The 25,159-nt window shown below is 55.2% G+C and carries 21 protein-coding genes; 16 read left to right on the top strand and 5 right to left on the bottom strand.

What is annotated here, in order from left to right; all coding sequences use genetic code 11:
- Positions 1–42 precede the first annotated feature (42 nt).
- Entirely contained in the window at positions 43–1,179 is a 1,137-nt protein-coding gene (locus Q4G72_RS03915) for an endonuclease/exonuclease/phosphatase family protein (RefSeq protein ID WP_303310126.1), read from the bottom strand.
- A 117-nt stretch (positions 1,180–1,296) separates the two neighbouring features.
- Here Q4G72_RS03915 and Q4G72_RS03910 point away from each other — a divergent pair, with 117 nt between their 5' ends.
- From Q4G72_RS03910 to Q4G72_RS03880, 7 genes are all read left to right on the top strand, one after another.
- Entirely contained in the window at positions 1,297–4,782 is a 3,486-nt protein-coding gene (locus Q4G72_RS03910) for a DUF7948 domain-containing protein (RefSeq protein ID WP_303310125.1), read from the top strand.
- Positions 4,783–4,906: 124 nt separating this feature from the next.
- A complete protein-coding gene (gene rimP / locus Q4G72_RS03905; protein ID WP_303310124.1) occupies positions 4,907–5,377 on the top strand; it encodes a ribosome maturation factor RimP in 471 nt (156 codons plus the stop codon).
- A gap of 126 nt (positions 5,378–5,503) precedes the next feature.
- Positions 5,504–6,784, top strand: a complete 1,281-nt coding sequence (nusA, locus tag Q4G72_RS03900) for a transcription termination factor NusA (protein WP_303310123.1) — start codon at positions 5,504–5,506, stop codon at positions 6,782–6,784.
- Positions 6,785–6,906: 122 nt separating this feature from the next.
- Positions 6,907–9,978 carry a translation initiation factor IF-2 gene (gene infB, locus Q4G72_RS03895; RefSeq protein WP_303310122.1) on the top strand — a complete coding sequence of 1,024 codons (3,072 nt, stop codon included), beginning with the start codon at positions 6,907–6,909 and terminating at the stop codon, positions 9,976–9,978.
- A 633-nt stretch (positions 9,979–10,611) separates the two neighbouring features.
- Positions 10,612–11,352, top strand: a complete 741-nt coding sequence (locus Q4G72_RS03890; protein ID WP_303310121.1) for a hypothetical protein — start codon at positions 10,612–10,614, stop codon at positions 11,350–11,352.
- Between the two features lie 61 nt (positions 11,353–11,413).
- Complete coding sequence (locus tag Q4G72_RS03885; protein ID WP_303310120.1) at positions 11,414–11,887, top strand: lipocalin family protein; 474 nt, start codon at positions 11,414–11,416, stop codon at positions 11,885–11,887.
- A gap of 91 nt (positions 11,888–11,978) precedes the next feature.
- Positions 11,979–12,533 carry an OmpA family protein gene (locus tag Q4G72_RS03880; protein ID WP_303310119.1) on the top strand — a complete coding sequence of 185 codons (555 nt, stop codon included), beginning with the start codon at positions 11,979–11,981 and terminating at the stop codon, positions 12,531–12,533.
- Positions 12,534–12,793: 260 nt separating this feature from the next.
- On the opposite strand, the gene Q4G72_RS03875 is transcribed toward Q4G72_RS03880, so the two are convergent.
- From Q4G72_RS03875 to mscL, 3 genes are all read right to left on the bottom strand, one after another.
- The gene (locus Q4G72_RS03875; protein ID WP_303310118.1) at positions 12,794–13,228 is read right to left on the bottom strand and encodes a hypothetical protein; all 435 of its coding nucleotides are present in this window, start codon (positions 13,226–13,228) and stop codon (positions 12,794–12,796) included.
- A 104-nt stretch (positions 13,229–13,332) separates the two neighbouring features.
- Entirely contained in the window at positions 13,333–14,322 is a 990-nt protein-coding gene (locus Q4G72_RS03870) for a DUF3078 domain-containing protein (RefSeq protein ID WP_303310117.1), read from the bottom strand.
- Positions 14,323–14,407: 85 nt separating this feature from the next.
- Positions 14,408–14,830: a large conductance mechanosensitive channel protein MscL gene (gene mscL / locus Q4G72_RS03865; protein WP_303310116.1), complete on the bottom strand. Its 423-nt coding sequence runs from the start codon at positions 14,828–14,830 to the stop codon at positions 14,408–14,410.
- Positions 14,831–15,052: 222 nt separating this feature from the next.
- On the opposite strand from mscL, the gene Q4G72_RS03860 reads away from it, so the two are divergent.
- From Q4G72_RS03860 to Q4G72_RS03830, 7 genes are all read left to right on the top strand, one after another.
- Positions 15,053–15,841, top strand: a complete 789-nt coding sequence (locus tag Q4G72_RS03860) for an enoyl-CoA hydratase/isomerase family protein (protein ID WP_303310115.1) — start codon at positions 15,053–15,055, stop codon at positions 15,839–15,841.
- A gap of 124 nt (positions 15,842–15,965) precedes the next feature.
- The gene (locus Q4G72_RS03855; protein ID WP_303310114.1) at positions 15,966–17,474 is read left to right on the top strand and encodes a lipopolysaccharide biosynthesis protein; all 1,509 of its coding nucleotides are present in this window, start codon (positions 15,966–15,968) and stop codon (positions 17,472–17,474) included.
- Positions 17,475–17,522: 48 nt separating this feature from the next.
- A complete protein-coding gene (gene dut, locus Q4G72_RS03850; RefSeq protein WP_303310113.1) occupies positions 17,523–17,957 on the top strand; it encodes a dUTP diphosphatase in 435 nt (144 codons plus the stop codon).
- A gap of 118 nt (positions 17,958–18,075) precedes the next feature.
- The gene (locus tag Q4G72_RS03845; RefSeq protein WP_303310112.1) at positions 18,076–19,086 is read left to right on the top strand and encodes a sugar nucleotidyltransferase; all 1,011 of its coding nucleotides are present in this window, start codon (positions 18,076–18,078) and stop codon (positions 19,084–19,086) included.
- Positions 19,087–19,173: 87 nt separating this feature from the next.
- A complete protein-coding gene (locus tag Q4G72_RS03840) occupies positions 19,174–20,985 on the top strand; it encodes a tetratricopeptide repeat protein (RefSeq protein ID WP_303310111.1) in 1,812 nt (603 codons plus the stop codon).
- On the top strand, positions 20,978–21,757 hold the full coding sequence (gene lolB1 / locus Q4G72_RS03835) for a lipoprotein insertase outer membrane protein LolB1 (protein ID WP_303310110.1): 780 nt from the start codon (positions 20,978–20,980) through the stop codon (positions 21,755–21,757). Before Q4G72_RS03840 ends, lolB1 begins: the two co-directional genes overlap by 8 nt.
- Complete coding sequence (locus Q4G72_RS03830) at positions 21,741–23,078, top strand: murein hydrolase activator EnvC family protein (RefSeq protein ID WP_303310109.1); 1,338 nt, start codon at positions 21,741–21,743, stop codon at positions 23,076–23,078. The genes lolB1 and Q4G72_RS03830 overlap by 17 nt, the downstream gene beginning before the upstream one ends.
- 260 nt (positions 23,079–23,338) lie before the next feature.
- On the opposite strand, the gene Q4G72_RS03825 is transcribed toward Q4G72_RS03830, so the two are convergent.
- On the bottom strand, positions 23,339–24,286 hold the full coding sequence (locus tag Q4G72_RS03825; protein ID WP_303310108.1) for a GAF domain-containing DNA-binding protein: 948 nt from the start codon (positions 24,284–24,286) through the stop codon (positions 23,339–23,341).
- Between the two features lie 276 nt (positions 24,287–24,562).
- Here Q4G72_RS03825 and Q4G72_RS03820 point away from each other — a divergent pair, with 276 nt between their 5' ends.
- Positions 24,563–24,787: a twin-arginine translocase TatA/TatE family subunit gene (locus Q4G72_RS03820; protein ID WP_303310107.1), complete on the top strand. Its 225-nt coding sequence runs from the start codon at positions 24,563–24,565 to the stop codon at positions 24,785–24,787.
- Positions 24,788–24,796: 9 nt separating this feature from the next.
- Positions 24,797–25,156, top strand: a complete 360-nt coding sequence (locus tag Q4G72_RS17870) for a Sec-independent protein translocase subunit TatA/TatB (RefSeq protein WP_368408960.1) — start codon at positions 24,797–24,799, stop codon at positions 25,154–25,156.
- The last annotated feature ends 3 nt before the right edge of the window (positions 25,157–25,159 follow it).

Below are 25,159 nucleotides of genomic sequence, written 5' to 3'. Positions count from 1 at the left end.
CAATGAAGAATGAGGAATGATGCCGGCGGGCACCTTCGATTCTCATTCTTTCGTCTTGGTCTTCAACCGATACGTGCCGGTGAGGGGAAAGTGGTCAGAATACGGAATTTCGTAGTGTACGCCAAAGTCCTCAATAGTCCATTGGGGCCCGGCAAACTGCTGGTCGATGCGCAGGAAAGGCAGCCGGCCATTGTAGGTAGTGCCAATGCCATTACCAATGGTGGCATGGGCATTCTGCATATGATCAGCCAGTTGGTCATAGGTGTAGCTGTAGGGCAGATCATTTAAATCAGCGCAGAAAAGCACCGGGTAGCGACTCTCACTCATGTGTGCTATCAGCTGATCTACCTGCCGGCTGCGGGCAACCAGCCCGCGCTTAAACCGGCGCAGCAGCCCTACCCCTTTTGCCTTTAAGCCATCTTTGCTGGAATAGCTGTCTACAATGTCACGTTCCTCCATGCTCATACTTTGCAGGTGGGCGTTGTATACACGCATGGTGTCGCCGCTGGGCAAGCGCAAATCGGCAAACATGGCGTGGTTCTGGGTGAGCTTGCCAAAGCGGATAGTTCCCTGGTTTACAATAGGAAACCGCGAGAAAATAGCCAGGCCAAACTCGGCATCAATGGCATTACGCAGCGTAACGGACACAAATGGGTACCGGTGCGCATCGGGCCCAATGCGCTGCACCGACTGAAATGCCCCCTTACTTGCCTGGTTGGCGCGGGTAATGCGCGGCTCATTGTAGAACTCCTGCAGGCAGATAACATCGGCCGGCTGTTCGGCTATCCATTTGATTAACTGACGGGAAGAAGCATAGTCCTTATCGCGCAGTTGCGCATACACGTTAAAAATGCGCACGTTGGCACTCAGCAACTGGACTTTTTGCCCGGGGCCGGCAGCCGCATCAGCAGGAACCAGGTACAAAGGATGCAAAGCAAAGCCCCGCTGCACGTGTGGCCACATCAATACCAGCATTAGCAAAGGCAGGAGAGCTACCCGCCAGTTGCGCAGCAGCCAGTACACGGCCAGCACCCCGGTGAGCAGCAGTGCTACTGGTAAGGAAAGCCCGATAAAAGCCGCCGGCCAGAACTGATGCGCCGGCACCTGCAATGCAGCAATGGCCAGCAGCACCCATCCTAACACCAGCAGGGTGCATTTAAAAGCAAAGGAACGTCGCACAGGATCAAAGAAAGACAGCGGCAAAATACGACATCCTGCTTGTTTAGACACCTATGGTATTTATCCATGGCTACTTTAGACTATATTTCAGGGTTGTATTTCGCCTGCTATCCTCTTATGAATCAAAGGCTCCACTATAGCCTGCTACTGGGCTTTTTTTCCTTGCTGCTGGGCACAGTATGGCCTGGCCATAGCTACGCCTCCGTCCCCACAACCCGTAGCCTGGAGTTTGTGGAAAACCGTGGCCAGTGGCCTGAGCCCGTGCGCTTTGCGGCCGACGTCCCCGGCGGACGGATGTTTTTACGCCCGACCGGATTTACTTATTCCCTCTACTCGCCGGAGGATTTAAGCGCATACAACCACCACGATGGCCGTAGCCAGGCTACTACGACTCCTCCGGACCGGCTCCGCGGCCATGCCTATAGCGTTACGTTTGTTGGTGGGCGCTCGGCTACTATTAGCTCCCAGGAGCCCACGGAAGGGACGCGAAATTATTTCCTGGGCACAGATTCCCGCCGCTGGGCACAGAATGTGTCTGGCTTTCGCCAGCTGCGCTACGAAAAAGTGTATCCTAATACCGACGTGCAGCTGTACGAAAACATTGGCGGGCAGCTCGAGTATGACTTTCTGATAGCAGCAGGCGGTAAGCCGGAGGCCATACGGCTGCGCTATGAAGGGCAGGAAAGTCTCATGCTGCAGGAAGGCGTTCTGGTCGTGCGCACCTCGGTAGGCCACGTTACAGAAACCGCACCCGGGGCCTGGCAGGACATTAATGGGCGGCGCGTGCCCGTAGCCTGCGCCTTTGTGCTGCGCGGCAAGGAAGTATCGTTCAGCCTGCCCCAGGGCTATCAGCGCAAATACCCGCTTGTGATTGACCCTACCGTTATTTTTTCTTCGTTCACGGGCGCTACGGATGATAACTGGGGCAACACGGCTACCTATGATGAGGAAGGGCACCTGTATTCCGGCGGTACGGCATTTGGACCGGGCTACCCCGTCTCGCCGGGGGCTTTTGATCAGAGCTTCAATCAGGTAATTGATGTAGCCATTATTAAGTACAACACCAAAGTGAGCGGACCGGCCGCGCGTTTGTATGCCACGTTTGTGGGCGGCAATAGTGTAGAAACCCCGCATAGTCTGGTTGTGAACTCCAAGGGCGAGCTGCTGATTATGGGCACTACCTCTTCTGAAGACTTCCCCACCAGCGCTACCGCTTTCGACCGGAAGTTTAATGGCGGCGTGCCAATTGTGCCGCTCAGCGGCTCCAGCTATACGAAGGGGTCCGATCTGTTTATCAGCACTTTATCCGCCAACGGTAGTCAACTGGTGGCCTCCACCTTTCTGGGCGGCACTGGCAACGACGGCCTGAATACGGATAAATCGGGCGACAATTATCTCTCCCGCAACTACGGCGACTCTTTCCGGGGAGATATCACCGTGGACGCCACGGATAACGTGTACCTGGCTACCAATACCTTCAGTACCGATTTCCCGGTGCGCAATGGCTTGGGCCGCACTTACGGCGGTGGCGCCAGCGACGCCGTAGTAGCTAAATTTCCCGCCGACCTAAGCAACCTGTTATGGTCGAGCTACCTGGGCGGGCGCGGGGCCGATGCAGCCTATTCCATTCAGATTGCCCGCGACGGCTCCCTGTACGTGGCCGGCGGCACCAACAGCTCCGATTTCCCCGTTACTGCCGGCTCTTATCAGCCTGCCCGGGCCGGCAATGCCGACGGCTTTGTAGCCCACATTACGGCAGCCGGCACCACCATTAAGGAAGCCACCTACATAGGCACCGCCCAGTACGACCAGGTATATTTCCTGCAGCTGGATGAGCTGGACAACGTGTATTTGCTGGGCCAGACGTTTGGCACTTATCCTGTCACAACTGGCCTGTATGATAACCGAAAAAGGCGCGGCGGACAATTCATTCAGAAAATGGATCCGCAGCTTACCGCTAGGGTGTACTCGGTAGTCTTTGGCAGCGGCCGCACAGGCGTAGACTTATCATTAACCGCCTTTCTGGTAGATGCCTGTGAGCGGATTTATGCCTGCGGCTGGGGTGGCAATGTCAACCGGGGCTTCAACGGGGGCTCCACCGATGACTTACCCGTAACATCCAACGCCATTCAGGGCACTACCGATGGCTCTGACTTTTACCTGATACAGTTTGGAGCCGGCGCGCAAAGTGTAGAGTATGCTACTTTCTTCGGCGAAAATGGCGGGCGTGGCGAGCATGTAGACGGCGGGACCAGTCGGTTTGATAAGCGTGGCGTGGTATACCAGGCGGTGTGCGGCGGCTGTGGTGGCACTACTAATTTTCCGGTACCGCCTGGTGCCAACACCTATTCTACCCTCAATAACAGCCGCAACTGCAATAATGCCGCCTTTAAAATTGACTTCGGACTGCGCATAGCCCAGGCCGGCCCTGCCCAAACCCTGTGCGCCGATGCTGCTCCCCTGGTTTTGGGCGGTTTTCCGGCTGGTGGCACCTGGAGCGGCCCCGGCGTAACGAAGCAAAGTAACGGCAGCTACTTGTTCACGCCCAGCGCTGAGTTAGTAGGTGAGCAGCACCTGACGTACTCTGTAGCTTCCACGGGGGTTTGTGTAACAACCAGCACCCTACGGCTTACGCTGAATCCCGTGCAGACGGTTACTTTCCCGCTGGCGACTTTGCTATGTACCAACCAAGCCAGCGTTTCACTTTCTGCTACCCCGGCTGGTGGCACCTTTTCCGGCAAAGGGGTGAGTGGCAACCTATTTAATCCTGCCGCAGCCGGCCCCGGAGAACATACCATTACCTATACCCTGCCGACCGGGCAGTGCGGGCAGGCCAGCCAAACGGTAAAGGTACTGTCCCCGCCCAGCGTAGAGGCCGGCCGGGATACAGCGCTGTGCAGCTTCCAGAACCTTCCTTATCAGTTGCTGGGCGCCACCCCGGCCGGGGGCATCTGGAGCGGCATAGGTGTTACCCCGGAGGGCATGTTCACTCCACCTGCCGCGGCTGATACGGCCCAGCAAATCCGCCTCACCTATACTTATCAGGACCCCAACGGCTGCAGCCAGTTTGATGTTCGCCGGGTGGTAATGGCACCGCTCAATACACAGGTAGCACCACTACCGCTGCCGGAATGCGCTGCCTACCCTGGCAAAACCGGCCTGGCTCCCCTTACCATTCACTTTGTTACTCCTTCCCGCTATGCTAGCAGCTACGACTGGGACTTTGGCGACGGCGCACATAGTGACGAGGCGAACCCCACCCATGTGTATACCAAACCCGGCTCCTATTCTGTCAGCTCCAATGCTTACTATACCACCAACTGCCAGGTTGATACCCGTTTTCTGACAGTAGAAGTAGGCGAAACCTTCGTTCCCAACATCTTCACTCCCAACAACGATAAGCGCAACGATACTTTCGTGCAGCACTTCACCTGCCTGCCCGTTTCCCTCAAGATATTCTCGCGCTGGGGCAATGAGGTGTATAGTACCGCCGACTACCATAATGACTGGAGTGGTGACAAGCTCTCCGATGGCCTGTATTATTTCCTGCTGCGCGATACCGAAGGCAAGCAGTATAAAGGGTGGCTGGAAGTGCGGCGGTAGGCGCATAGGCCAGAGCCCGTCTTGCATTTAGGCAGAATATGTCCTATCTTTGCACCTGCAAACTACAAGTTAAGAGGAGGGGACGTGCAGTCCCCTCTTTCTTTTATCCCCCAGGTTCAGCCGTATGAGATTTGACCGTGACCGAATTGCCGAAATGCTACAGGACAGCCTGCCTGGCACTGAGCTGTTCGTTGTCGGCCTCACAGTTTCAGATGCTATCCGCCCCAAAGTGACGGTTATTCTGGACGGAGAGCAAGGATTGGGCATTGATGAATGCGCTAAAGTTAGCCGCCGGCTGGCCCACCGCATTGATGAAGCCTATGGTGAGGAAGCCAGCTATACGCTGGAAGTAACCTCCCCCGGAGCCGATCAACCCCTCACCGATTCCCGCCAGTACACCCGCCATGTAGGCCGAGACCTGAGTCTGAAGCTGGCCGATGGCACGGAGAAAACCGGTACGCTGGAAGCTGTAGAAGCCGAAGGCATTCAACTGGCCGAAGTCATTAAAGAGAAAACAAAAAAGAAAGTATTACCCGCCGTTTCCATCCCATTCACGGATATAAAAGAAGCCCGGGTTGTTATTTCCTTTAAATAAATTACGAGCGAATGGCCTTGGGTCATCCGCTTTTTCGTTCTGCTCACCTTTCATCTGTTTCGTCTGCTGGCTGATTTCCTAACGTAAGCCAACCACCAGCACCGACCAGTCAAAAGCTCAAACAATATGAACAGCCACGTTCTGATCGAATCGTTCGCCGAGTTCGCCCGGTCTAAGAACATTGACCGTCCCACGATGATGAGCATCCTGGAAGACGTGTTCCGGACGATGATTCGCAAAAAGTACACGACCGATGAGAACTTCGACGTCATCATCAACGTGGACAAAGGCGACCTTGAAATCTGGCGCAACCGCGAAATCGTGGACGATAACTCCGAGGACATCTGGGATTTCGACAAGATTCCGCTGGCTGAAGCGCAGAAAATTGAGGCCGACTTTGAAGTGGGCGAACAGGTTGCGGAAGAAGTAAAGCTGGAAGATTTCGGCCGTCGTGCCGTACTCATGGCCCGTCAAACGCTGATTCAGCGGGTGAAGGACTTGGAGCGTGATAACCTCTACCAGGCTTACAAAGACCAGGTAGGCGAAATCATTGCCGGCGAAGTATATCAGGTATGGAGCCGTGAGGCTTTGATCCTGGATAAGGACGAAAATGAGTTGGTGCTGCCCAAATCAGAGCAGATTCCGAAGGACCGCTACCGCAAAGGTGACACCGTACGTGCGGTAGTACACCGGGTGGAAATCATCAACGGCACACCTAAAATTATCCTCTCCCGCGCCGCACCGGCTTTCCTGGAGCGTTTGTTTGAGCAGGAAGTACCTGAGATTTATGATGGTCTTATCACCATCAAGAACATTGTGCGCGAGCCAGGCGAGCGAGCCAAAGTAGCGGTAGAAAGCTACGATGACCGCATCGATCCGGTGGGTGCTTGCGTAGGAATGAAAGGCTCCCGTATCCACGCGGTGGTGCGTGAACTGGAGAACGAGAATATCGACGTAATTAACTACACCGATAACCTCGAGCTCTACATTCAGCGTGCTTTGTCGCCGGCTAAAATCGGCTCAATGAAAATAAACGAACAAACCGGCCGTGTTTCAGTGTTCCTGAAACCCGACCAGGTATCATTGGCCATTGGCCGTGGTGGTGCCAACATCAAACTGGCCTCGCGGCTGGTGGGCATGGAAATCGACGTATTCCGGGAAGCCGGTGACTACGAAGAGGACATTGCCCTTGATGAATTCCAGGATGAAATTGAAGACTGGGTTATTGCCGAGCTGAAAAAAATCGGCCTCGACACGGGCCGCGCCGTATTGGCTGTCAGCAAGGAAGACCTGGTTCGTCGGACGGAACTGGAGGAAGAAACGGTGGAAGAAGTCTTCCGCGTGATTCGCCAGGAGTTTGAAGACGAAGAAGAACAAGAAGAAACCAAGACCGGCGACGCGCAATGAGTGCGCGGCGGCCGGTACGGCAAAGGCGTTAAATCGGGCCCCGCGGCTGGATTTAACGCCGCTCGGCAAGATTTAAAATAGTACCTTTGCAACTGAATAAGAGTATCGTTCGCGAGCATAGAATGGCGGAAGCAGCAACCAAGAGGCTGAATCAGGCGGCCAAAGACCTGAACGTTGGATTGTCCACTATCGTGGATTTTTTAGCGGAAAAAGGCATTCAGATCGACAATAAACCGACGACTAAGTTGACGGCGGAGCAGGTATCCCTGCTCAACAAAGCCTTCGAGTCATCGGCACAGGATAAGATCGAGGCAGCCAAGCTCAGCCAGGCCAAGCGCCAGAGCGAGCTGGAGGCACACCCGCGTCCGGAGCCTACGGCTCCGAAAGCAGAGGTTGTAGCTCCAGTTCCGGCAGCTAAGCCTACAGAAGAGCCCAAGCCTGCGGCCCCGGTTGCTCCGGCACCGGCGCCAACACCTGTTGCTGCTGCGCCAACACCTGCTCCTGCCCCCGCTATTACGGAAGAAGCGCCTAAAGTACCCGGCCTGAAGGTGATGGGGAAAATTGAGTTGGATGCGAAAGGCCGCCCGGTGCCGCCTAAGCCAGCTCCAGTGGCCGCAGCACCTATCCCGGCTCCTCAGCCTGCTGCTCCTGCCCCTAAGGCAGAAGAAAAGCCTGTATCCGCTCCTGCCCCGGCACCTGCTCCTAAAGTAGAGCCTGCTCCGGTAGCCGCAGCACCAGCCCCTCCGGTAACGCCGCCTGCTCCCAAAGTAGAACCGGCTCCTGCCCCCGTAGCGCCAACACCAGCTCCGGCTCCGGTAGCTCAGGCACCAGCAGCCCCTGCTGTCCCTGCTTCGGCTCCGGTTGCTGCAGCGGCACCGGAAGCAGGAACGCCAACTACAGAAGAACCCGCCGGTACTATTGTAGCCAAAGCCGACCAACTGAAAGGTCTGACGGTTCTGGGCAAGATTGAACTGCCCACGGATTCCTCGCGTCGAGGTGGCCGTGGTGCTCGCCCGGTTGCTTCTTCTGATGTTCGGAAAAGTGGCCTAGCTCCTGATAATAAGAAGAAACGCCAGCGTATTCCTACCCCCGGCACCGGTCAACCCGGCCAGGGTGGTCAGGGTGGTGGCCAAGGTGGCGCCCAGCAGGGTAACCGCCCGGGTCCCGGCCAAGGCCGTCCCGATCAGAACAGCCGTCCGATTCAGCGTTCAACGCATGCTGGTCAGCGTCCCGGCCAGGGCCAAGGTGGTGCACAGCGCCCCGTTACACCTGCTACTCCGGAGCAGAATGACAAGCAGATCCAGGAGCAGATCAAAGCCACACTGGCTAAGCTCAGCGGTGGCCGTGGTGGCAACCAGACCAACCGCGCTAAGTATCGCCGTGATAAGCGGGCCGGTGCTGCGGAAGATCGGGAAGCTATGCGTCAGCAAAACGAGCTGGATGCTAAGATTCTGAAGGTAACCGAGTTTATCTCGGCTAACGACCTGGCTTCGTTCATGAACGTTTCCGTGAACGAGGTAATTAAGGTCTGCCTCACCATGGGCATGTTCGTTTCCATCAACCAGCGCCTTGACGCGGAAGCTATTACGGTTATTGCCGATGAATTCGGCTATGACGTAGAGTTCCTGTCGGCGGAGGAAGATGAAGCAGAACTCGTAATTGAGGACAACGAAGAAGACCTGCAGCCCCGTGCGCCTATCGTGACTATCATGGGCCACGTCGACCACGGTAAGACTTCGTTGCTTGACTATATCCGGAATGCCAGCGTAGCTAAAGGTGAAGCTGGTGGTATTACACAGCACATTGGTGCTTATGATGTAATGACGGCTTCCGGCAAGCGGGTGACCTTCCTCGATACCCCCGGTCACGAAGCGTTTACCGCCATGCGTGCCCGTGGTGCCAAGATTACGGACATTGCCATCATCGTGGTAGCTGCCGACGACTCGGTGATGCCGCAGACGAAGGAAGCTATCAACCACGCCCAGGCGGCTGGGGTGCCTATCGTAATTGCCCTTAACAAGATTGATAAGCCTGGTGCCAACCCCGATAAAGTCCGCGAGGAACTGTCAGCTATTAACGTGCTGGTAGAAGAATGGGGTGGCAAGTACCAGTCGCAGGAAGTATCGGCTAAAACCGGCCTGGGTATTGAGGACTTGTTGGAGAAGGTACTGTTGGAAGCCGAGATTCTCGAGCTGAAAGCTAACCCAAGCCGCAACGCCGTTGGTGCTGTTATCGAAGCCTCGCTGGACAAAGGCCGCGGCTACGTAACCACTATTCTGGTACAAACCGGTACCATGAACGTGGGCGACATTGTGCTGGCTGGTCCGCACTACGGCCGCGTAAAGGCCATGACCGACCACCGCGGCAAGAAGATGAAGTCAGCTGGCCCGGCTACTCCGGTACAGGTGCTTGGTCTGACTGGCGCTCCACAGGCCGGCGACAAGATTCAGGTGATGGAGACTGAGCGCGAAGCACGCGAATTGGCTACGCAACGGCAGCAACTCTCGCGTGAGCAGAGTCTACGCACCAAGAAACACATTACCCTGGATGAAATTGGTCGTCGTCTGGCAATTGGTTCGTTCAAAGAACTGAACGTTATTGTGAAAGGTGACGTGGACGGCTCGGTAGAAGCACTGGCCGACTCCCTGCTGAAGCTGAGCACGCCGGAAGTGGCTGTAAACATCCTGAACAAGGGTGTGGGTGCCATTTCGGAAGGCGACGTTCTATTGGCTTCGGCCTCTGATGCCATCATCATTGGCTTCCAGGTTCGGCCCTCGCAGAGTGCCCGCAAGCTGGCCGAGCAGGAGCAGATCGATATTCGTCTGTACTCCATCATCTACAATGCCATCAACGAGGTAAAGGATGCCATGGAAGGCATGCTGGCCCCAACGGTGAAAGAAGTAGTGGTGGCCAACGCCGAAGTTCGTCAGGTATTCAACATTACCAAAGTGGGCACTATTGCTGGCTGTATGGTAACGGACGGTACCTTCACCCGCAAAACCCGAGTACGCGTAGTGCGCAACGGCATTGTGGTATACTCCGGCGAGGTACAGGACCTGAAGCGTTACAAAGACGATGTGTCGGAAGTACGCCAAGGCTACGAATGCGGTATTTCGGTGAAAGGCTTCAATGACCTGCGTGAAGGCGACAACATTGAGGGCTTCGAAGAACAAGAAGTAAAACGGACGCTGTAAGCGCTAATCCAATAATTAATGTACAACGCCCCGGTCTGCAAAGGCCGGGGCGTTGTGTGTTTAGGCCCTTAGGCCAGCTATTCTATCAGGCAGAAGTAACCAGGAGGGCACAAAATGGGAAAAACATTTTTCTCGACTCTCACATCATTGGGTATCCCCTGTAAGCATTCCCTGAAAAGTCGGTCAGTAATTATATGGACTGATCAGATGATCTACACAGTCTATTACCAACTGTGCGAACTGCTGGCAACGGGTAGCATGGCAGCTAAGCCCCTTTACCATTTCCTGGATTTCAACTTAGGGGATCTTAAGGCGCTACTAAGCCAAGAAGCCATTTTTAGCGAAAAATAGGACTCGGACATAAGCCTTGTACTTTGTACAGAAGCGAGGCATTTCCGGTTTCAAAGTGACGGCTGCTTCTAGCAATGGGAGAGAGTAGTGAGAGCCACATTTTTTTCCGGGCAAGGCATTTTTCTGCATTGTACTGCTGGTAGATGCTGCTACCAAGTCACATCATCATGCTATTGACGCTAGCAGCTTGGCAGCCTAGTTTTGCATCATGCCTTGAAGGAATTGCACCCAATTCCATAAGGCATTCCCTACTGTTCATCACCAACCTACCAACTACCTGCTATGAAAATGCTGGCTACCTCTCTATGCTTTGGCGCGATACTACTAAGCGGCGCTGCTGAAGCCCAATCCAAATCTGCCATACGCCCGGCTACCAAGCCCGGCAGTGCTACGGCACGGGCTACCACGGCCCGGCCAGCTGTCAAAACAGCCAGCCCCGTAAAAACGACACCCGTAGCACAGGCTGTCCCCCCGGTAGCCGCCGCACCAGAGCCCAAGACTGTAGTAGCACCTAAAGCGGCCGCGGCTACCGGTGGTTTTGGCAAGGGCTCTATGGCAGTAAACCTGGGCGTTGGCCTGGGGCTGGGCCACGGCTACCTTGGCAATGCCAGCTTACCTGCTCTCAACCTGTCGGTAGAGCGCGGCATTATCGACAACATTGGGCCGGGCACTATTTCCGTGGGAGGGTTAGTAGGCTACAAAGCTTACCGCTACAACTACCCCGGCACCGACTACAAAGCCACTTGGACGGATATCTACGTGGCAGCGCGGGGCATCTATCATTACAATATCACGGAGAACCCCAAAGTAGATACCTACGCCGGCATCAGCCTAGGTTTGCGGCTGGAAAGCTGGAAAGACACCTATTATGGCAATGATTACAATAACAGCTATGGCGGCGCCTATGTGCATTCGGGCATTTTTGTGGGTGGGCGCTACTACTTCACCGATAAGGTAGGCGCCTTTGCTGAAGTCGGCTATGATATGTCTTATCTGAAGCTGGGGCTCTCCGCCAAATTCTAATCTCTGGTCTCCTTACTCAACTTCTACTTTTTACTACACTCTTTTCTGCTCTTTCTGTGCTATGAAAACCAACCTGAAATTTATTGCTGCTGCCCTTTTGCTTGCTGTTACTGCCTGTGATAAGGATAAAGACTCCTCCCCTAGCCCATCCGTAACCGAAAATCAACTGGTAGAGAAAAACTGGCAGATGTCGGCCATGACCATCAGCCCGGCCCTAGAAAGCGAAGTCGGTCCTATTTCCGATCTGTATGCCTGGATGCCCAGCTGCTCTAAAGACGACTTTATACGCTTCGAAAAGAATGGCTCCTTTAGAGGAGACGAAGGCGGGAGCAAATGCGACGAGGAAGATCCGCAAACCACCAGCACCGGTACCTGGACGCTAACGGATGGCAACAAAAAGCTCACAACGGTAGAAAATGGCGAATCCCAGACGTTCACAGTGGACAACCTCAGCAAAGAGGAACTGAAGCTCAGCCTGCAGGAAACCGAAGAAGGGGTGACGTATACGGTGGTTACCACCTTCCGCAAAAAATAAAGCGCACAAAGCGCCCCGCGGGTACTAGCTGCCTGCGGGGCGCTTTGTCTTTTCTGACTTCTACTGTTGAAACCTTATTTCTGCTATTGCTATGAAAACCTTACACTACCTGCGCTGGGCACTATGGCTCACTTTCCTCTTACCACTGGCTGCCCAGGCACAATACGGGTTGTTGTGGCGAGTGGAAGACAAACTGGCCGACAAAGCCGCGCAAAAAATCGTTAACAAACTCGACCAGAAAGCAGAGGCGGCACTGGAGCGCCAGATGGCCGAAGCCAGCACAGAGTACTACAACGCCTTGCTAGCCGATGGAAAAATCGTTTGTCATGGCATCCAGTTTGAGCCGGGCACAGCTACCCTCACCGAGGAGTCGCAGCCAATTATCAACGCCTTGGTAAATGTGCTGGCCGAGAACCCTGATTTGCGCATAAGGATAGAGGGACATACGCCCCTGGAGGGCGACGCCGCCGCTAACCTGAAGCTCTCCCAACGTCAGGCAGAGACAGTACGGGTAGCCTTGGTGCGGGGCGGGGTAGAGGCCTCCCGCCTAACCACGAAAGGCTTAGGCGAGACCCATCCACTGGACCCCGACCCTGCAAACGGGTTGGACAGCCTGAACCAGCGGCTGGAACTGGTAAAGCTTTAGGAATAACCATAATAACGCACCGGTAGAGGTCAACTGCCTTCTGAAGGTGCAACAACAGGCTGAGGATGAAGTTAGTACCTTCGCTCTACACCAGGGCTACTCCTCTGGTGACGCCTGCCAGGCCCGCCTGGCGGCCCCTAAAGATGAAATGGATTACTCCGATTTCTTCTTTGGTAGCACCGGAGGCGAACGGTGGCTCTGGTTTTACCGAAGAAGCAAAAAGCCCCGGAACGTTGTTCCGGGGCTTTTTTTATGTTCGTTTATTTCGAGTAGTGGAAGCCTCTGCGACTCTTGCGTACCAGCGGTTTGCCGGGAGGATCAATGCCAGGAGCTGCACGCGTCATCCCCCGCTTCTGCATGGCGCCGGCGCGCTTATCCCGGAAACGCTTCACTACGAAACCGCCGGAGCCGCGCTCAAACGCGCGGGAGCCGCTGCCATAGCTGGAGTTTCCTCCACCGCGGGCCTCCAGCACTTCTATCTGTTGGTCGCGCTTTACTTCGTTGGGATTCATGCTCATGCGGCGCTGCATGCGCGCAATATCCTTGGCGGAAGCCTTGCGCTTACGCGGAGTAGCTTGCCCCTTGGAGCTTTCAAACACTGGCCCGCCCGGACCAGCTGGCCCGGTTTGCGCCAGGGCTTCCGAGGAAACCAGCGTACCCACCAGTAATGCTGCAGCTATTATATACTTCTTCATATCCATCAAAAGCCAAGATACCTGTAACTCAACCAGAGCATATGCCGTGCCATACTTCCGTATTCCTGTGGCAAAACGGCTTGCTAGCTAAGGTAGTTCATTTTCTAAAATTTGTAAGTAAGCCCCAGGCCTAATGTTTCCTTGAACTGGATTCGCTTGCCACGGGTATCAGGCGCATCGGGGTGGCCAACGGGCACCAGGATGTCGTCGTCATAGACCAGCGTGGCGGCTATGTTGGCACTTAGAAACTTATTGACCTTAAAATCAAGCAGATTTTCCCAGTTCACATCCACGTTTTGCGGATTGTGGAAGTAGTTACTGAACAGCTCTAGCCGGGACTGGTAGGTTACGTTTTCCAGCACGGGCTGCCGCAGCCGGGCATTCAGATAGGCGCCCATTTCCTCCCGCAGCCGCTCGCCGGTGCCGGCTATGGGCAGGTTATCGGGTCCCCGCCGGGCGGCGCGCACACCAAAGGCACCGGCATCTGCCAGGTCCTGGTCGCCTACAATAGTAAACTTACCTGTGGCTGGCGAGAGAAACAGAGAAAACCGTTCTGTTGGCTTGTACTCAATACCTACCGATGCCAGCACAAAAGCTGGCGCAAAAAAGCGCGAAAGCAACGAATCAGGCTTTTCTAAATCGGTGGTAGGCGTGAGCTGGGTTTTGAGGTTTAGCTGGGCAGCATAAGACAGCACTTGGGTAAACTGCCGGCCGTAACGGCTGTTCAGCTCCAGCCGGTCATCGTTTTTGCGCAGGCGTGATTTACCGGGCTTCAGCAGGCCGTATACCAGGTCGGCGGCGGCATCAAAGCTATGCCTGCCTTCTTTGTAATGAGTGTAGACGTTGCCAATGGCCAGCAATGACAGAGAGCTTTGTCCACCGGCCGCCCAATGACTTAAGCTTACCTGGCTAAAATTGAGGGTACCAGCCCCACCCCGGTGCCAGCCCTGCATGGTATCCACCGTCGCCGAAACCTTGTAGGCCTCGGCCGGCACCGGCGCCCGGTTTGGTACCTGCGCCCTAGTAGCTAAGGGCTGGAGCAACAGCCATAAGCAGCTTACAACAGCCGGAAAAGAAAGGAAGAGTGGTTTCATAGGTTAGAAATAAGGAAAAAGAAGAAGGCCAGCTTTTACCCACGCCGGAGCAAAAGCTGGCCTTTGGGCCTAAAACGAAACTGGGTTATACGCGGCTGCGCAGCGAGTCCCGAATTTCCATCAGCAGCACCTGGTCTTTGGTCGGGGCCGGGTCGGTTACAACTACCTCCGTGGGTTTCTTGAAGCGGTTGGCCACCTTCACCAGCCAGAAAATGGCGAAGGCAATGATGATGAAGTAGAAGATGGCATTGATGAGGTTGCCATAGTTGAGGGTGGCAGCACCGGCCGTTTTGGCGGCCTCTATAGTGGGGTACGATTTACCATCCAGCGAAACAAACCAGTTCTTGAAATCGACACCGCCCGTTAAGAGGCCGAGAATCGGCATCAGAATATCATCGGTGAGCGAGGCTACAATTTTGCCAAACGAAGCACCAATAATGACCCCGACGGCCAGATCCATCACATTGCCTTTGGAGATAAACTCCTTGAATTCGGAAACAAAGCCCATACGCAGCGAGGGAAAGTTGGGGTTGAACGGAAGAATAAGACAGCTAAATATATGGTTATGCTTATAATATGCAACAACACCAGTATTTTCATACACAAGAAGTTACCCCGGCATTCTGTTAGTTTACCCCACCTTTCTCCCTGCTTTCGCCACTTAGATTACCGCCCATAGCACAGGGCTTTTGCGCTATCTTTGCCGCCGTTCCAATCCTACCCACGCCCCATGCCTTCTTTCGATAACCTGCTGTATGAGCTGGACCCCGCTTCCGGCATTCTGACCATTACCATCAACCGGCCTACCAAGCTGAATGCGCTGAATGAGGCTACCATCTCCGACATTAAGGCCGCCATGCAGCGGGCTCAGGACGATGCGCGGGTACGCGGCATTATCCTGACGGGCAGTGGAGATAAGGCATTTGTGGCCGGAGCTGACATTGCCGAGCTGGCCCAGATGACCGAAATAACCGGCCGCCGCGTGGCCGAGTACGGCCAGGATGCCTTCTGCTCTATTGAGGAAAGCACTAAGCCTGTTATTGCGGCCGTAAATGGTTTTGCCCTGGGTGGCGGCTGTGAGCTGGCTATGGCCTGCCACATTCGGGTGGCGTCGGAAAACGCCCGCTTCGGCCAGCCCGAGGTAAACCTGGGTCTGGTGCCCGGCTATGGCGGTACCCAGCGTCTGGCCCAACTCATTGGCAAAGGCAAAGCGCTGGAACTGCTCATGACGGCTGACCTGGTGAATGCCGAGGAAGCCCTGCGGTTGGGTCTCGTCAACCACGTGGTAACCCGCACCGAACTGCTGGATTTCTGTCGGCAGCTGCTGGGCCGCATTCTGACCAAAGCTCCCCTGGCTATTGGCCTCATCATCGACTGTGTAAATGCGGGCTATGACCCGGAGCGCCACGGCTACCAGACGGAAGCCAACGCCTTTAGCCGCTGCTGCGCCTCCGAAGACTTCCATGAAGGCACCCAGGCTTTCCTGGAGAAGCGCCCGGCTGCCTTCACCGGAAAATAGCCCCTTCATTCTGAATACTGACACTGAACTCTGAAGATGAATGCGCCCGCCAGCTCCCTGATACAGGACCGAAAAGCACAGAATACATTCGGAATTCAACCGGCAGCATTCATAATTCTTTAGAATGAGTGTAGCAAAAAAGCTGGCCGGGCAAACGGCCGTGTATGGAATAAGCAGCATTGTAGGGCGGGTGTTGTCCTACTTGCTGGTGCCTATCTATACCAGCCGGTTTGCGGCCGCAGAGTACGGTATTGTCACGGCCCTGTATGCCTACGTTTCGTTTCTGAACGTGGTGTTTACCTACGGCATGGAAACGGCCTACTTCCGTTTTGCCAACCGTCCCGATACCGACCGGAAAGCGCTGTACAGCCAGGTACTGAGCCTGGTCCTGACCAGCAGTGTGGTGCTGAGCGGCCTGCTTGCCCTGCTGGCCACGCCCCTCATGAACCTGATGCACCTGCCGCCCGGTCATGAGCGCTACGCCGTCTGGATTGCGCTTATTCTGGGGCTGGATGCCATGGCGGCCATTCCCTTTGCACGCCTGCGGCTGGAAAACAAGGCTCGCAAGTTTGCTACCATCCGGCTGGTCAACATTCTGCTCACCGTGGGGCTGAACCTGTTTTTCTTGGTGCTGTGCCCCGATGTACTGGCCGGCAAATACCTGACGGGCCTGCAGCCTGTTCTCGCCCCGCTCTACGACCCCAGCATTGGGGTGGGCTACGTATTCCTGTCGAATCTGGCCGCCAGCGCCCTTACGCTACTCATGCTGTGGCGCGAGCTGACAGACTTCCGTTTCCGGCTGGATTTTCCGGCCCTCAAACCTATGCTGCGCTACGCCTATCCACTGATGTTGATGGGCCTGGCGGGAATGGTAAACGAAACCCTGGACCGGATTCTGCTGGGTTCCTGGCTGCCGCAGGGTTTCTACCCGGGCAAGTCTAACCTGGCGGCGGTGGGCATTTACGGGGCATGCTACAAGCTCAGCATCTTTATGTCTCTGGTGATTCAGGCCTTCCGCTACGCGGCCGAGCCGTTCTTCTTTTCGCAAAGCACCAACAAAAACTCCCCAGCCACTTTTGCTCTCATTCTGAAGTGGTTTACCATCTGCTGCGCGCTGATTTTCGTGCTTATCAGCATTAACATCGAGGATTTTTCGCTGCTGTTTCTGCGCCGGCCGGAGTACCGCGAAGGTATTGTGGTGGTGCCGGTGCTGTTGCTGGCCAACCTCTTTCTGGGCATGTACTACAACCTTTCGGTGTGGTTTAAGCTCACCGACAAAACGTACTTCGGCACCTACATTGGCTTTGGGGGTGCTTTGGTTACTATTGCCCTCAACTTTCTGCTGATTCCCTTGCTGGGCTATATGGGTAGCGCCCTCACCACGCTGGCCTGCTATTTTATGATGGCCGCTATCTGCTGGTGGCTGGGCAACCGGCATTTTCCGGTGCCCTACCCTATTTTCCGGCTGGGCCTCTGGCTGGCCCTGGCCATTGGGCTGGTAGCCATATCCTGGTACACGCCGGTAGCCGACTACTGGCTTCGCCACCTCTTCCACCTGGTTTTGTGCGCCGCTTTTGCAGGGCTGGTCTATCTGGTGGAAATTCGGGGGCGGCGGGCGGCCTTGGTTTCGTAGCTTTGTTTCGTGCCTGAGCACAACTTCTCCGCGTTCTTCCCGTTTCCGATGCAGATTCCTATTATTAACCGCTCCCATCATCCGTTGCCTGCTTACCAGACGGCCCATGCCGCCGGCCTCGACCTGCGTGCTAACCTGACGGAAAGTATTACGCTCAAGCCTCTGCAGCGCGCCCTGATTTCTACGGGCCTTTTCCTGGAAATCCCGGTAGGCTATGAGGCCCAGATCCGGCCCCGTAGTGGTCTGGCTTACAAGCACGGCATCGGCATTGTCAACAGCCCCGGCACCATCGATGCCGATTATCGGGGCGAGCTGAAGGTGCTGCTGGTTAATCTCTCCGACCAGGCATTTGTGGTGGAGGATGGGGAGCGGATTGCGCAGCTTATCGTAGCCCGGCACGAAACTATTGTGTGGGAGCCGGTAGAAGAGCTGAGTGAAACGGGCCGCGGTGCCGGCGGGTACGGCAGCACTGGCGTACACTAAAGCCCTTGGGCTGGTGGAGCGCTGCATTTGTGGCAGCTTTTCATCTGTCTAAGGTTTCTCTGTTTTGATTTACTAGCTTACTCATCCATACTTCTTACTTCCCAACCACTGACCCTCTATGAGAATCATCGTCCCGATGGCCGGCATGGGCAAACGCATGCGCCCCCATACGCTCACCGTTCCTAAACCCCTGATTCCGATTGCCGGCAAACCTATTGTGCAGCGCCTCGTGGAGGATATTGCCAAAGTATGCGGCGAGCAGGTAGAGGAAGTAGCATTCATTGTCGGCCGGTTCGGGACGGAAGTAGAGAAGAGCCTCGTGCAGATTGCCGAGTCAGTAGGTGCCAAAGGCTCTATCTATTATCAGGACGAGCCCCTGGGAACCGCCCATGCCATTCTCTGCGCCAAAGACTCTCTCACGGGTCCGGTGGTCGTGGCTTTTGCCGATACGCTGTTCAAGGCTGATTTCACTTTGGATTCTTCGGTGCCCGGCACCATCTGGGTGCAGCGCGTGGACGACCCCAAGCCTTTTGGCGTAGTGAAACTGGACGGGCAGGGCCACATCACGGATTTCGTGGAGAAGCCTCAGGAGTTTGTGTCGGACCTGGCCATCATCGGCATTTATTACTTCCAGGACGGCGACTATCTGCGCGACGAGCTGCAGTACCTGCTCGATAACGATATCAAGGACAAAGGCGAGTATCAACTCACCAATGCCCTGGAGAACATGAAGAATAAGGGCACCGTGTTTGTGCCCGGCCGCGTAACCGAGTGGCTGGACTGCGGCAACAAGGATGCCACCGTGTACACCAACCAGCGCTACCTGGAGTACCTGCAGGAGCGCGGCGAAAACCTGGTAGCCGCCTCGGCCCAGCTCACGAACAGCGTGGTGATTCCGCCGGTATATATCGGCGAAAACGTCATCATCAACAATTCGGTAATAGGTCCGCACGTTTCCATCGGCAGCCACACCGCCGTGCGCGACTCGGTTCTTTCCAACACCATCGTGCAGCAGTCCGCTACGGTTCTGCACGCCAACGTCACCAACTCCATGATTGGCAACCACGCCACAGTAACGGGTAAGCCCGATGACCTGAGCCTGGGCGACTACAACGTGGTGCGCGTCTGATAAAAGGCACTTTTCGGCCGCGGCGTTGTTCTGGCATTACCAGTGGCACGTCGCGGCCGATTATCTTGTTTGCTCCCGTTTTTGTTTATGCCTCGTTCTTCCGCTTTTGTTGTTCTGCTACTCCTGGCTATGGTGCTGGGGGCTGGGCCGGTTATGGCACAACAGCCCGCGGCCAAAACCGAGAAACCCGCTAAGCGGCAAAAGCTCACGCGCAAGGAACGCCGCGAGCTGAAGCACCGTGCCGCCGTGGAGCAGGCCCGCCAGCAGGTACACGACCTGACGGAGAAAGAACGGGAGCTAAGCGAGTCCTACTTTGTGGAGGGGGTGAAGTATGCCCTGCTGGAGGACTATACTAAGTCGCTGGAACGGCTGCTGGCCGCCTACCGCATCAACCCCAACAATGCCGCCATTAACTACAAGATTGCGGAAACCAACCTGCTGACCGGCAACCTGAAGGATGCCACCAACTTTGCTACTGCGGCCCTGAAGCTGGACGCGAAGAACCCCTATTACTATCTGCTGCTGGCGCAGATTTATGCCTCGCAGAAACAGTTTGACCAAGCCGCACAGGTATATACTACTCTGATTAAGGACGTACCCGACTCGGGCTACTACCTGTTTAACCTGGCGGACCTGTACCTGGCGCAGAACAAGCTGCCGGAAGCTTTGGCTACGCTGGAGCAGGCCGAAAAGCAGTTTGGCCCGCTGGATGAGGTATCATTCAAGAAGCAGCAGATTTACCTGCGCCAGAACAATCTGGACAAAGCCCTGCAGGAAGGCGAGGCGCTGATTACGGCCAACCCCAACGAAGTGCGCTATGTACTGGCTCAGGCCGAAATGTACGCCGCCAACAACCGCCTGCCCGATGCCATCCGGGTAGCCGGCCAGGCCCTGACGCAGGACCCCGACAACCCGCAGGCCCACATGATTCTGGCTGATGTGTACCGGCAGCAGAACAACCCTGCGGAGTCGCAACGGCACCTGAAGCTAGCCTTCACTAGTCCCGGGCTGGATATTGACCAGAAGGTTCGGATTCTGGTAGACTACATTAAGCAGCTCCCTAACCCCGCACTGGAAAAGCCCGCGCTGGAGCTGGCGGACATTACCATGCGTGCTCACCCCAAGGAAGCTAAAGCCTTTGCCGTGGCCGGGGATATTCAGTCCATTACCGAGCATAAAAAAGAAGCCCGTGCCTCTTACCTCAAAGCCCTGAAGCTGGATAACTCCAAGTTTCAGATCTGGCAGCAGGTGGTCCTGATTGATGCCGAGCTGAACCAGACGGATTCGCTGCTGGTGCATTCTGACCGGGCCCTGGAGTTGTTTCCCAATCAGGCTGTGTTCTGGTTTTATAACGGCACCGCGCACCTGATGAACAAAAGCGCCCCGAAGGGCGTGAAAGCGCTGGAATACGGCAAAAAGTTGGCCGCCGATAACCCGGAGCTACAGGCCCAGTTCGATATTCAACTGGGTGATGCCTACCACGAGCTGAAGGACTATGCCAAGTCCGACGCGGCGTATGATGCAGCTTTAGTGTTTGATGCCAACAATGCTCAGGCCTTAAACAACTACAGCTACTTTCTGTCGTTGCGCGGCGAAAAGCTGGACAAGGCCAAGGAAATGTCGGGCAAGCTGGTGAAGCAGTTTCCCGATAATGGCACCTACCTGGACACGTATGCCTGGGTGCTATACAAAATGAAAGATTATGCCGGTGCCCGTCAGTACCTGGAAAAGGCGCTGAAAGCCTCCAAAGACGGCACCGTAACGGAACACTACGGCGACGTTCTGTTCCAACTTGGCGATATTGCCGGCGCACAAACCCAATGGCAGCAAGCCAAACGCCTGGGCGGGACTTCCAAACTCCTGGACCGGAAGATCAAAGACCGTAAATTATATGAATAAACGCTTCGCGCCCCTGTTGCTTGGGTTGGTGCTGATAGTACTGGGGGCCTGTACCCGCAAAGCTATACCCACCCGCCCGGCAGCTGCGGAAGTGCCCAAAGTGGTTGACTTAGTACGTGCCGATAACCTGGATTTCAAATTTCTCTCAGCCAAAGGGAAAGCGCAGATTGAAACCAACGGAGAGAAAATGCCCAATGCTAACATTTCCTTGCGCATGCGCAAGGATAGCATCATCTGGGTATCCGTATCGGTAGTAGGCGTAGAAGTTCTGCGGGCCCACCTCACGCCCGATTCGGTCCAGATTCTGGACAAGCTGCACCGGGAATACCACGCCGGCAACTTCGATTATTTGCGGAAGCGCTTCAACATGCCCGTTACTTTTCAGCAGATTCAGGCCTTGGTAGTAGGCAACTACGTGCCTTCTGCCGATGCCAACACGGCCCTAACCGTAAGTACTGAAGGGCCGCTGCAGAAAGTGCAGTATCAGCAGGCCTCCCTGTTTGTGGAGCAGCTGATTGAGCAAACGCGGCAGCGGGTACAGAAGCTGGCGGTGAAAGACGACAGCAGCAAAACCAATTTCACGGTGGACTATTCCGATTTTAAGCCGCTGCTGCCCCAGCCTCAGCAGTTTGCTAATGCCTTACTGGTCATGATTCAGCCCCCAACGGGTCCTGCTTCTACTGCCTCCATCAACTTCCGTAACATCGACGTGGACAAAGAGCGTCTGTCGTTCCCCTTCTCGGTGCCCTCAGATTATGTGCGGAAAAAATAAGGCGCGGGTTGCCTTTCTGTTGATGCTGGTATTGCTGGCCGTTTCGGGTATGTCCCAAACGCGGCGGACCAGCCGCACAGGGCGCACGAAATCCCAGCTGGAGCGGGAAAAGCGCAATGCCCTGCGCGAGATTCGCGAAACCAGCCGCATTCTGCAGCAGACGCAGCAGCGTAAAGATGCCACCATTGGCCAGCTGAACGCGCTGAAAGAGAAAATTGCGGGCCAGCAGAACGTTATCAACAATATTTCCAGCGAGCTGAAGTATCTGGACTCAGATGTGCGCCAGACGGAAACCCAGGTGCAGCAGACCCAGCAAACCCTGCAGCAACTAAAAGAAGAATATTCCCGGTTGATTTATGCCTCGGCCAAAACGGCTAATAGCTACAACCGCATCATGTTCCTGTTCGCTTCGGAGTCGTTTAACCAGCTATTACGGCGGCTGCAGTATGTGCGGCAATACTCGGAGGTTCGCAAGGCCCAGGCCGCCCAGATTACCAATACCCAGGACAAATTAAACCGGCAGCTGACCGGCCTGCACGCCAAACGGCAGGAGAAATCAAGCCTCCTCTCTTCGCAGCTAACCGAGAACCGCAACCTGCTCACCATTAAAACCCAGCAGGACCAGGTAGTAACCCAGCTTAGCCGGCAAGAGGAAACGCTGCGTCAGAAGCTGGCCAGCCGCCAGAAAGCCGTAAGCCGCCTGGATGACCTGATTGCCCAGCGCGTGCGCGAAGAAATTGCCCGGGCCGCCCGCGCGGCCGCCAACCGGGCGGCCAGCAGAGCTGCTACGGCCAGCCGCGGTAATGCGCCCGTGCGTAGCCCGGGCAGCACCGCCCGCAACGCCCCGGTCGAGGCCGAAGTAGCCCGTACCGACCGGGTGACGCTCACACCGGAAACAGCGGTACTGTCTTCTTCCTTTGCTGATAACCGGGGCCGCCTGCTGTGGCCCGTAGGTCGCGGCTTTATTGCCCAGCGCTTCGGCAAGCACCCCCACCCCGTATTAAAGCACGTGGTGGTGGAAAACCGCGGCGTCGATATTCAGACTAACTCGGGAGAAACGGTACGCTCCGTATTTGACGGGAAGGTACTCACGGTGGCCAGCATTGCAGGCATGAACAACATCGTCATGATTCAGCACGGCGAGTACTTTACAGTGTATGCCAAGCTGCGCAGCGTAAGCGTGAGCGAGGGCCAGCAGGTGCAGGCCCGCCAGGCTATTGGTACCGTGTATACCGACGCTGAGGGCACCAGTGAAGTACAGTTTCAGGTATGGCGCAATAGCGCCAATCTGAACCCAGAAAACTGGCTGGGTCGAAAGTAAAACGCCGGACAAGCCGGCTGAGAATAGCACAAAAAAAACACCGTACAGCGCACGGTGCCTTTCTGAGCTATGAAAACAAACTTAGCTATCAGTCTATTCTCCACCGCAGGCGGCAGCGAGTGGTAGAGAATGCCCCCGATAACAGGCGAAAGATAGGAAAATTCCGTCGTTTATAATAGTGACTTTTCGTCCAATCCGTATTTTTTGTCGGTGAATTCCCCTATTTTACGATAAAGGACATTTCATGGTTTTGGGATTAATCAAATAAGATTTAGACGCGACATAAGACCTGCCCGGTAAGAAAGCCCTATGGGTATCTCTACGCCGCCTTTCAGGCCATCCACTACAATTACGTCGCCTTCAATAGCACTGAGTTTTTCCAGCTGTACAATATACTTGCGGTGCACCCGCACGAAGGTGCGAGCCGGCAGCTTCGACTCCATATCCTTCATGGTGGTATAGATTGTCAGGCGCTCCGTGTTCGTGTAAATATTGACGTAGTCGCCCAGCGCTTCGATATAATTGATATCGGTGATGCGCACGCGCTGTAGCTTCTGCTCGTGCTTCACAAAAATCTCATTGCGGCTGCCCATATACAACGCCTGCGCCGAGTCGTTGGCCATTTTTAGCAGCCCTTCCAGCTTCAGCTTTTCCTGCTCCAGCAATAGTTGAGTACGCCGAAGTTCCAGATGTACGGAAACTTCCTTGGCCAGAATCGTCAGCGCCTCGCGCTGATGCGGCGTGAGTTCATGGGGCTCTGTATGCAGGGTACACAGCGTGCCTAATGGTAGGCCATCCGGGGTCAGCAAGGGCGCCCCGGCATAAAACCGGATGCTGGGCTCGTCTGTCACCAGGGGGTTGTGGCGAAATAAAGGGTCTTCGGTGGCGTTTTTGACCTCGTATACCCCCTTATCAGTGAACATTGCATGCTGACAGAACGCTACGTTACGTGGCGTCTGCTGCACCGCTTCCAACCCCAGATTCGATTTAAACCATTGCCGCTCCGCATCCACCAGAGTCACCAGGGAAATAGGGGTGCCGCAGATTAAGGCCGCTAACCGCGTCAAGGCGTCTAAGGATGGTTCAGCGGGCGTATCCAGCACCTGATAGCTGTGCAGCGCTTCTAATCGTTCTTCCTCATTCACCACTTTCATGGTTGGCTTGGCTATAGACTTATTATCTACGGGAGTGACTTTTTGAGGAATCATGTGGGTAAGGCGAGCGGTTCTGCTGCTTTAATGAAAACGCTATACAAAAGTACTGGTTGAAGGTGAAATTATGGCTGTTGCCGTACCATGCACATCGGTTTAATCCACGCGTACCTACGTAGTTACCACACAAATCAGATTGTCGGAAAGCACTTCAGATGCTGGCCTTGCCATTCTGCATTTGGAAATTATAGGGTACCTTTGCCAATCCTGTACCCGCACTTAGTGCGTATACAAGATTTCAACTTCAAAATCGGCCCCCAAGGGCCTTGTGCCATGACATTCGCCACACTTCTTCTTGGTATCGGTAACTTTGGAGGCACCGAGCTTCTGCTTATCGGTCTTGCAATTATTCTGCTGTTTGGCGCTAAGCGTATTCCGGAATTGTTCCGGGGTATGGGCCAGGGCATCCGGGAGTTTAAGGATGCTTCCAAGGAAGAAAAGCCGGAGTATCGGGACCAGTCTTCCAACCCCAACAATTCTACCCAACCACGTCAGTAATTTTCTGTCATGCATACTCCATTCCTTCTTTTTCTGGGTGACCTGGGTGGCGGCGAGCTAATGCTGATCATGGTGGTTATCCTGATGTTCTTTGGCGCCAACAAGATTCCAGAGCTGGCACGTGGCCTGGGCAAAGGCATCCGCGAGTTTAAAGATGCTTCGCGGGAAATCCGCAGTGAGATTGAAAATGCTGGCAGCCCGCAGCAACCCCAGCAGCCATATCAGCAGCAGTTTAACCAGCAGTATGCAGCACCGCAACAGCCGGTAACTCCGCCGGTAGCCGCAACCCACGTAGCTCCTCCCATGGATGGTGGCATTACTCCACCTACGCCGGAAGAGCACAACCGCCTCGATCAACCGACCACCTGATTC

It is taken from the genome of Hymenobacter sp. BT730, from assembly GCF_030542105.1.
Classification (GTDB): Bacteria; Bacteroidota; Bacteroidia; order Cytophagales; family Hymenobacteraceae; genus Hymenobacter.
This window is presented reverse-complemented; position numbering and strand designations above follow the sequence as displayed.

Excerpts from the sequence above, each read along its gene's own strand:
- Q4G72_RS03820 (WP_303310107.1), top strand. The coding sequence starts at position 24,563 with ATGACATTCGCCACACTTCTTCTTGGTATCGGTAACTTTGGAGGCACC.
- Q4G72_RS03875 (WP_303310118.1), bottom strand. The coding sequence starts at position 13,228 with ATGAAGAAGTATATAATAGCTGCAGCATTACTGGTGGGTACGCTGGTT.
- Q4G72_RS03910 (WP_303310125.1), top strand. The coding sequence starts at position 1,297 with ATGAATCAAAGGCTCCACTATAGCCTGCTACTGGGCTTTTTTTCCTTG.
- rimP (WP_303310124.1), top strand. The coding sequence starts at position 4,907 with ATGAGATTTGACCGTGACCGAATTGCCGAAATGCTACAGGACAGCCTG.
- mscL (WP_303310116.1), bottom strand. The coding sequence starts at position 14,830 with ATGGGCTTTGTTTCCGAATTCAAGGAGTTTATCTCCAAAGGCAATGTG.
- Q4G72_RS03890 (WP_303310121.1), top strand. The coding sequence starts at position 10,612 with ATGAAAATGCTGGCTACCTCTCTATGCTTTGGCGCGATACTACTAAGC.
- infB (WP_303310122.1), top strand. The coding sequence starts at position 6,907 with ATGGCGGAAGCAGCAACCAAGAGGCTGAATCAGGCGGCCAAAGACCTG.
- Q4G72_RS03825 (WP_303310108.1), bottom strand. The coding sequence starts at position 24,286 with ATGATTCCTCAAAAAGTCACTCCCGTAGATAATAAGTCTATAGCCAAG.
- nusA (WP_303310123.1), top strand. The coding sequence starts at position 5,504 with ATGAACAGCCACGTTCTGATCGAATCGTTCGCCGAGTTCGCCCGGTCT.
- Q4G72_RS03830 (WP_303310109.1), top strand. The coding sequence starts at position 21,741 with ATGTGCGGAAAAAATAAGGCGCGGGTTGCCTTTCTGTTGATGCTGGTA.
- dut (WP_303310113.1), top strand. The coding sequence starts at position 17,523 with ATGCAGATTCCTATTATTAACCGCTCCCATCATCCGTTGCCTGCTTAC.
- Q4G72_RS03870 (WP_303310117.1), bottom strand. The coding sequence starts at position 14,322 with ATGAAACCACTCTTCCTTTCTTTTCCGGCTGTTGTAAGCTGCTTATGG.
- Q4G72_RS03880 (WP_303310119.1), top strand. The coding sequence starts at position 11,979 with ATGAAAACCTTACACTACCTGCGCTGGGCACTATGGCTCACTTTCCTC.
- Q4G72_RS17870 (WP_368408960.1), top strand. The coding sequence starts at position 24,797 with ATGCATACTCCATTCCTTCTTTTTCTGGGTGACCTGGGTGGCGGCGAG.
- Q4G72_RS03855 (WP_303310114.1), top strand. The coding sequence starts at position 15,966 with ATGAGTGTAGCAAAAAAGCTGGCCGGGCAAACGGCCGTGTATGGAATA.
- Q4G72_RS03885 (WP_303310120.1), top strand. The coding sequence starts at position 11,414 with ATGAAAACCAACCTGAAATTTATTGCTGCTGCCCTTTTGCTTGCTGTT.
- lolB1 (WP_303310110.1), top strand. The coding sequence starts at position 20,978 with ATGAATAAACGCTTCGCGCCCCTGTTGCTTGGGTTGGTGCTGATAGTA.
- Q4G72_RS03840 (WP_303310111.1), top strand. The coding sequence starts at position 19,174 with ATGCCTCGTTCTTCCGCTTTTGTTGTTCTGCTACTCCTGGCTATGGTG.
- Q4G72_RS03860 (WP_303310115.1), top strand. The coding sequence starts at position 15,053 with ATGCCTTCTTTCGATAACCTGCTGTATGAGCTGGACCCCGCTTCCGGC.
- Q4G72_RS03845 (WP_303310112.1), top strand. The coding sequence starts at position 18,076 with ATGAGAATCATCGTCCCGATGGCCGGCATGGGCAAACGCATGCGCCCC.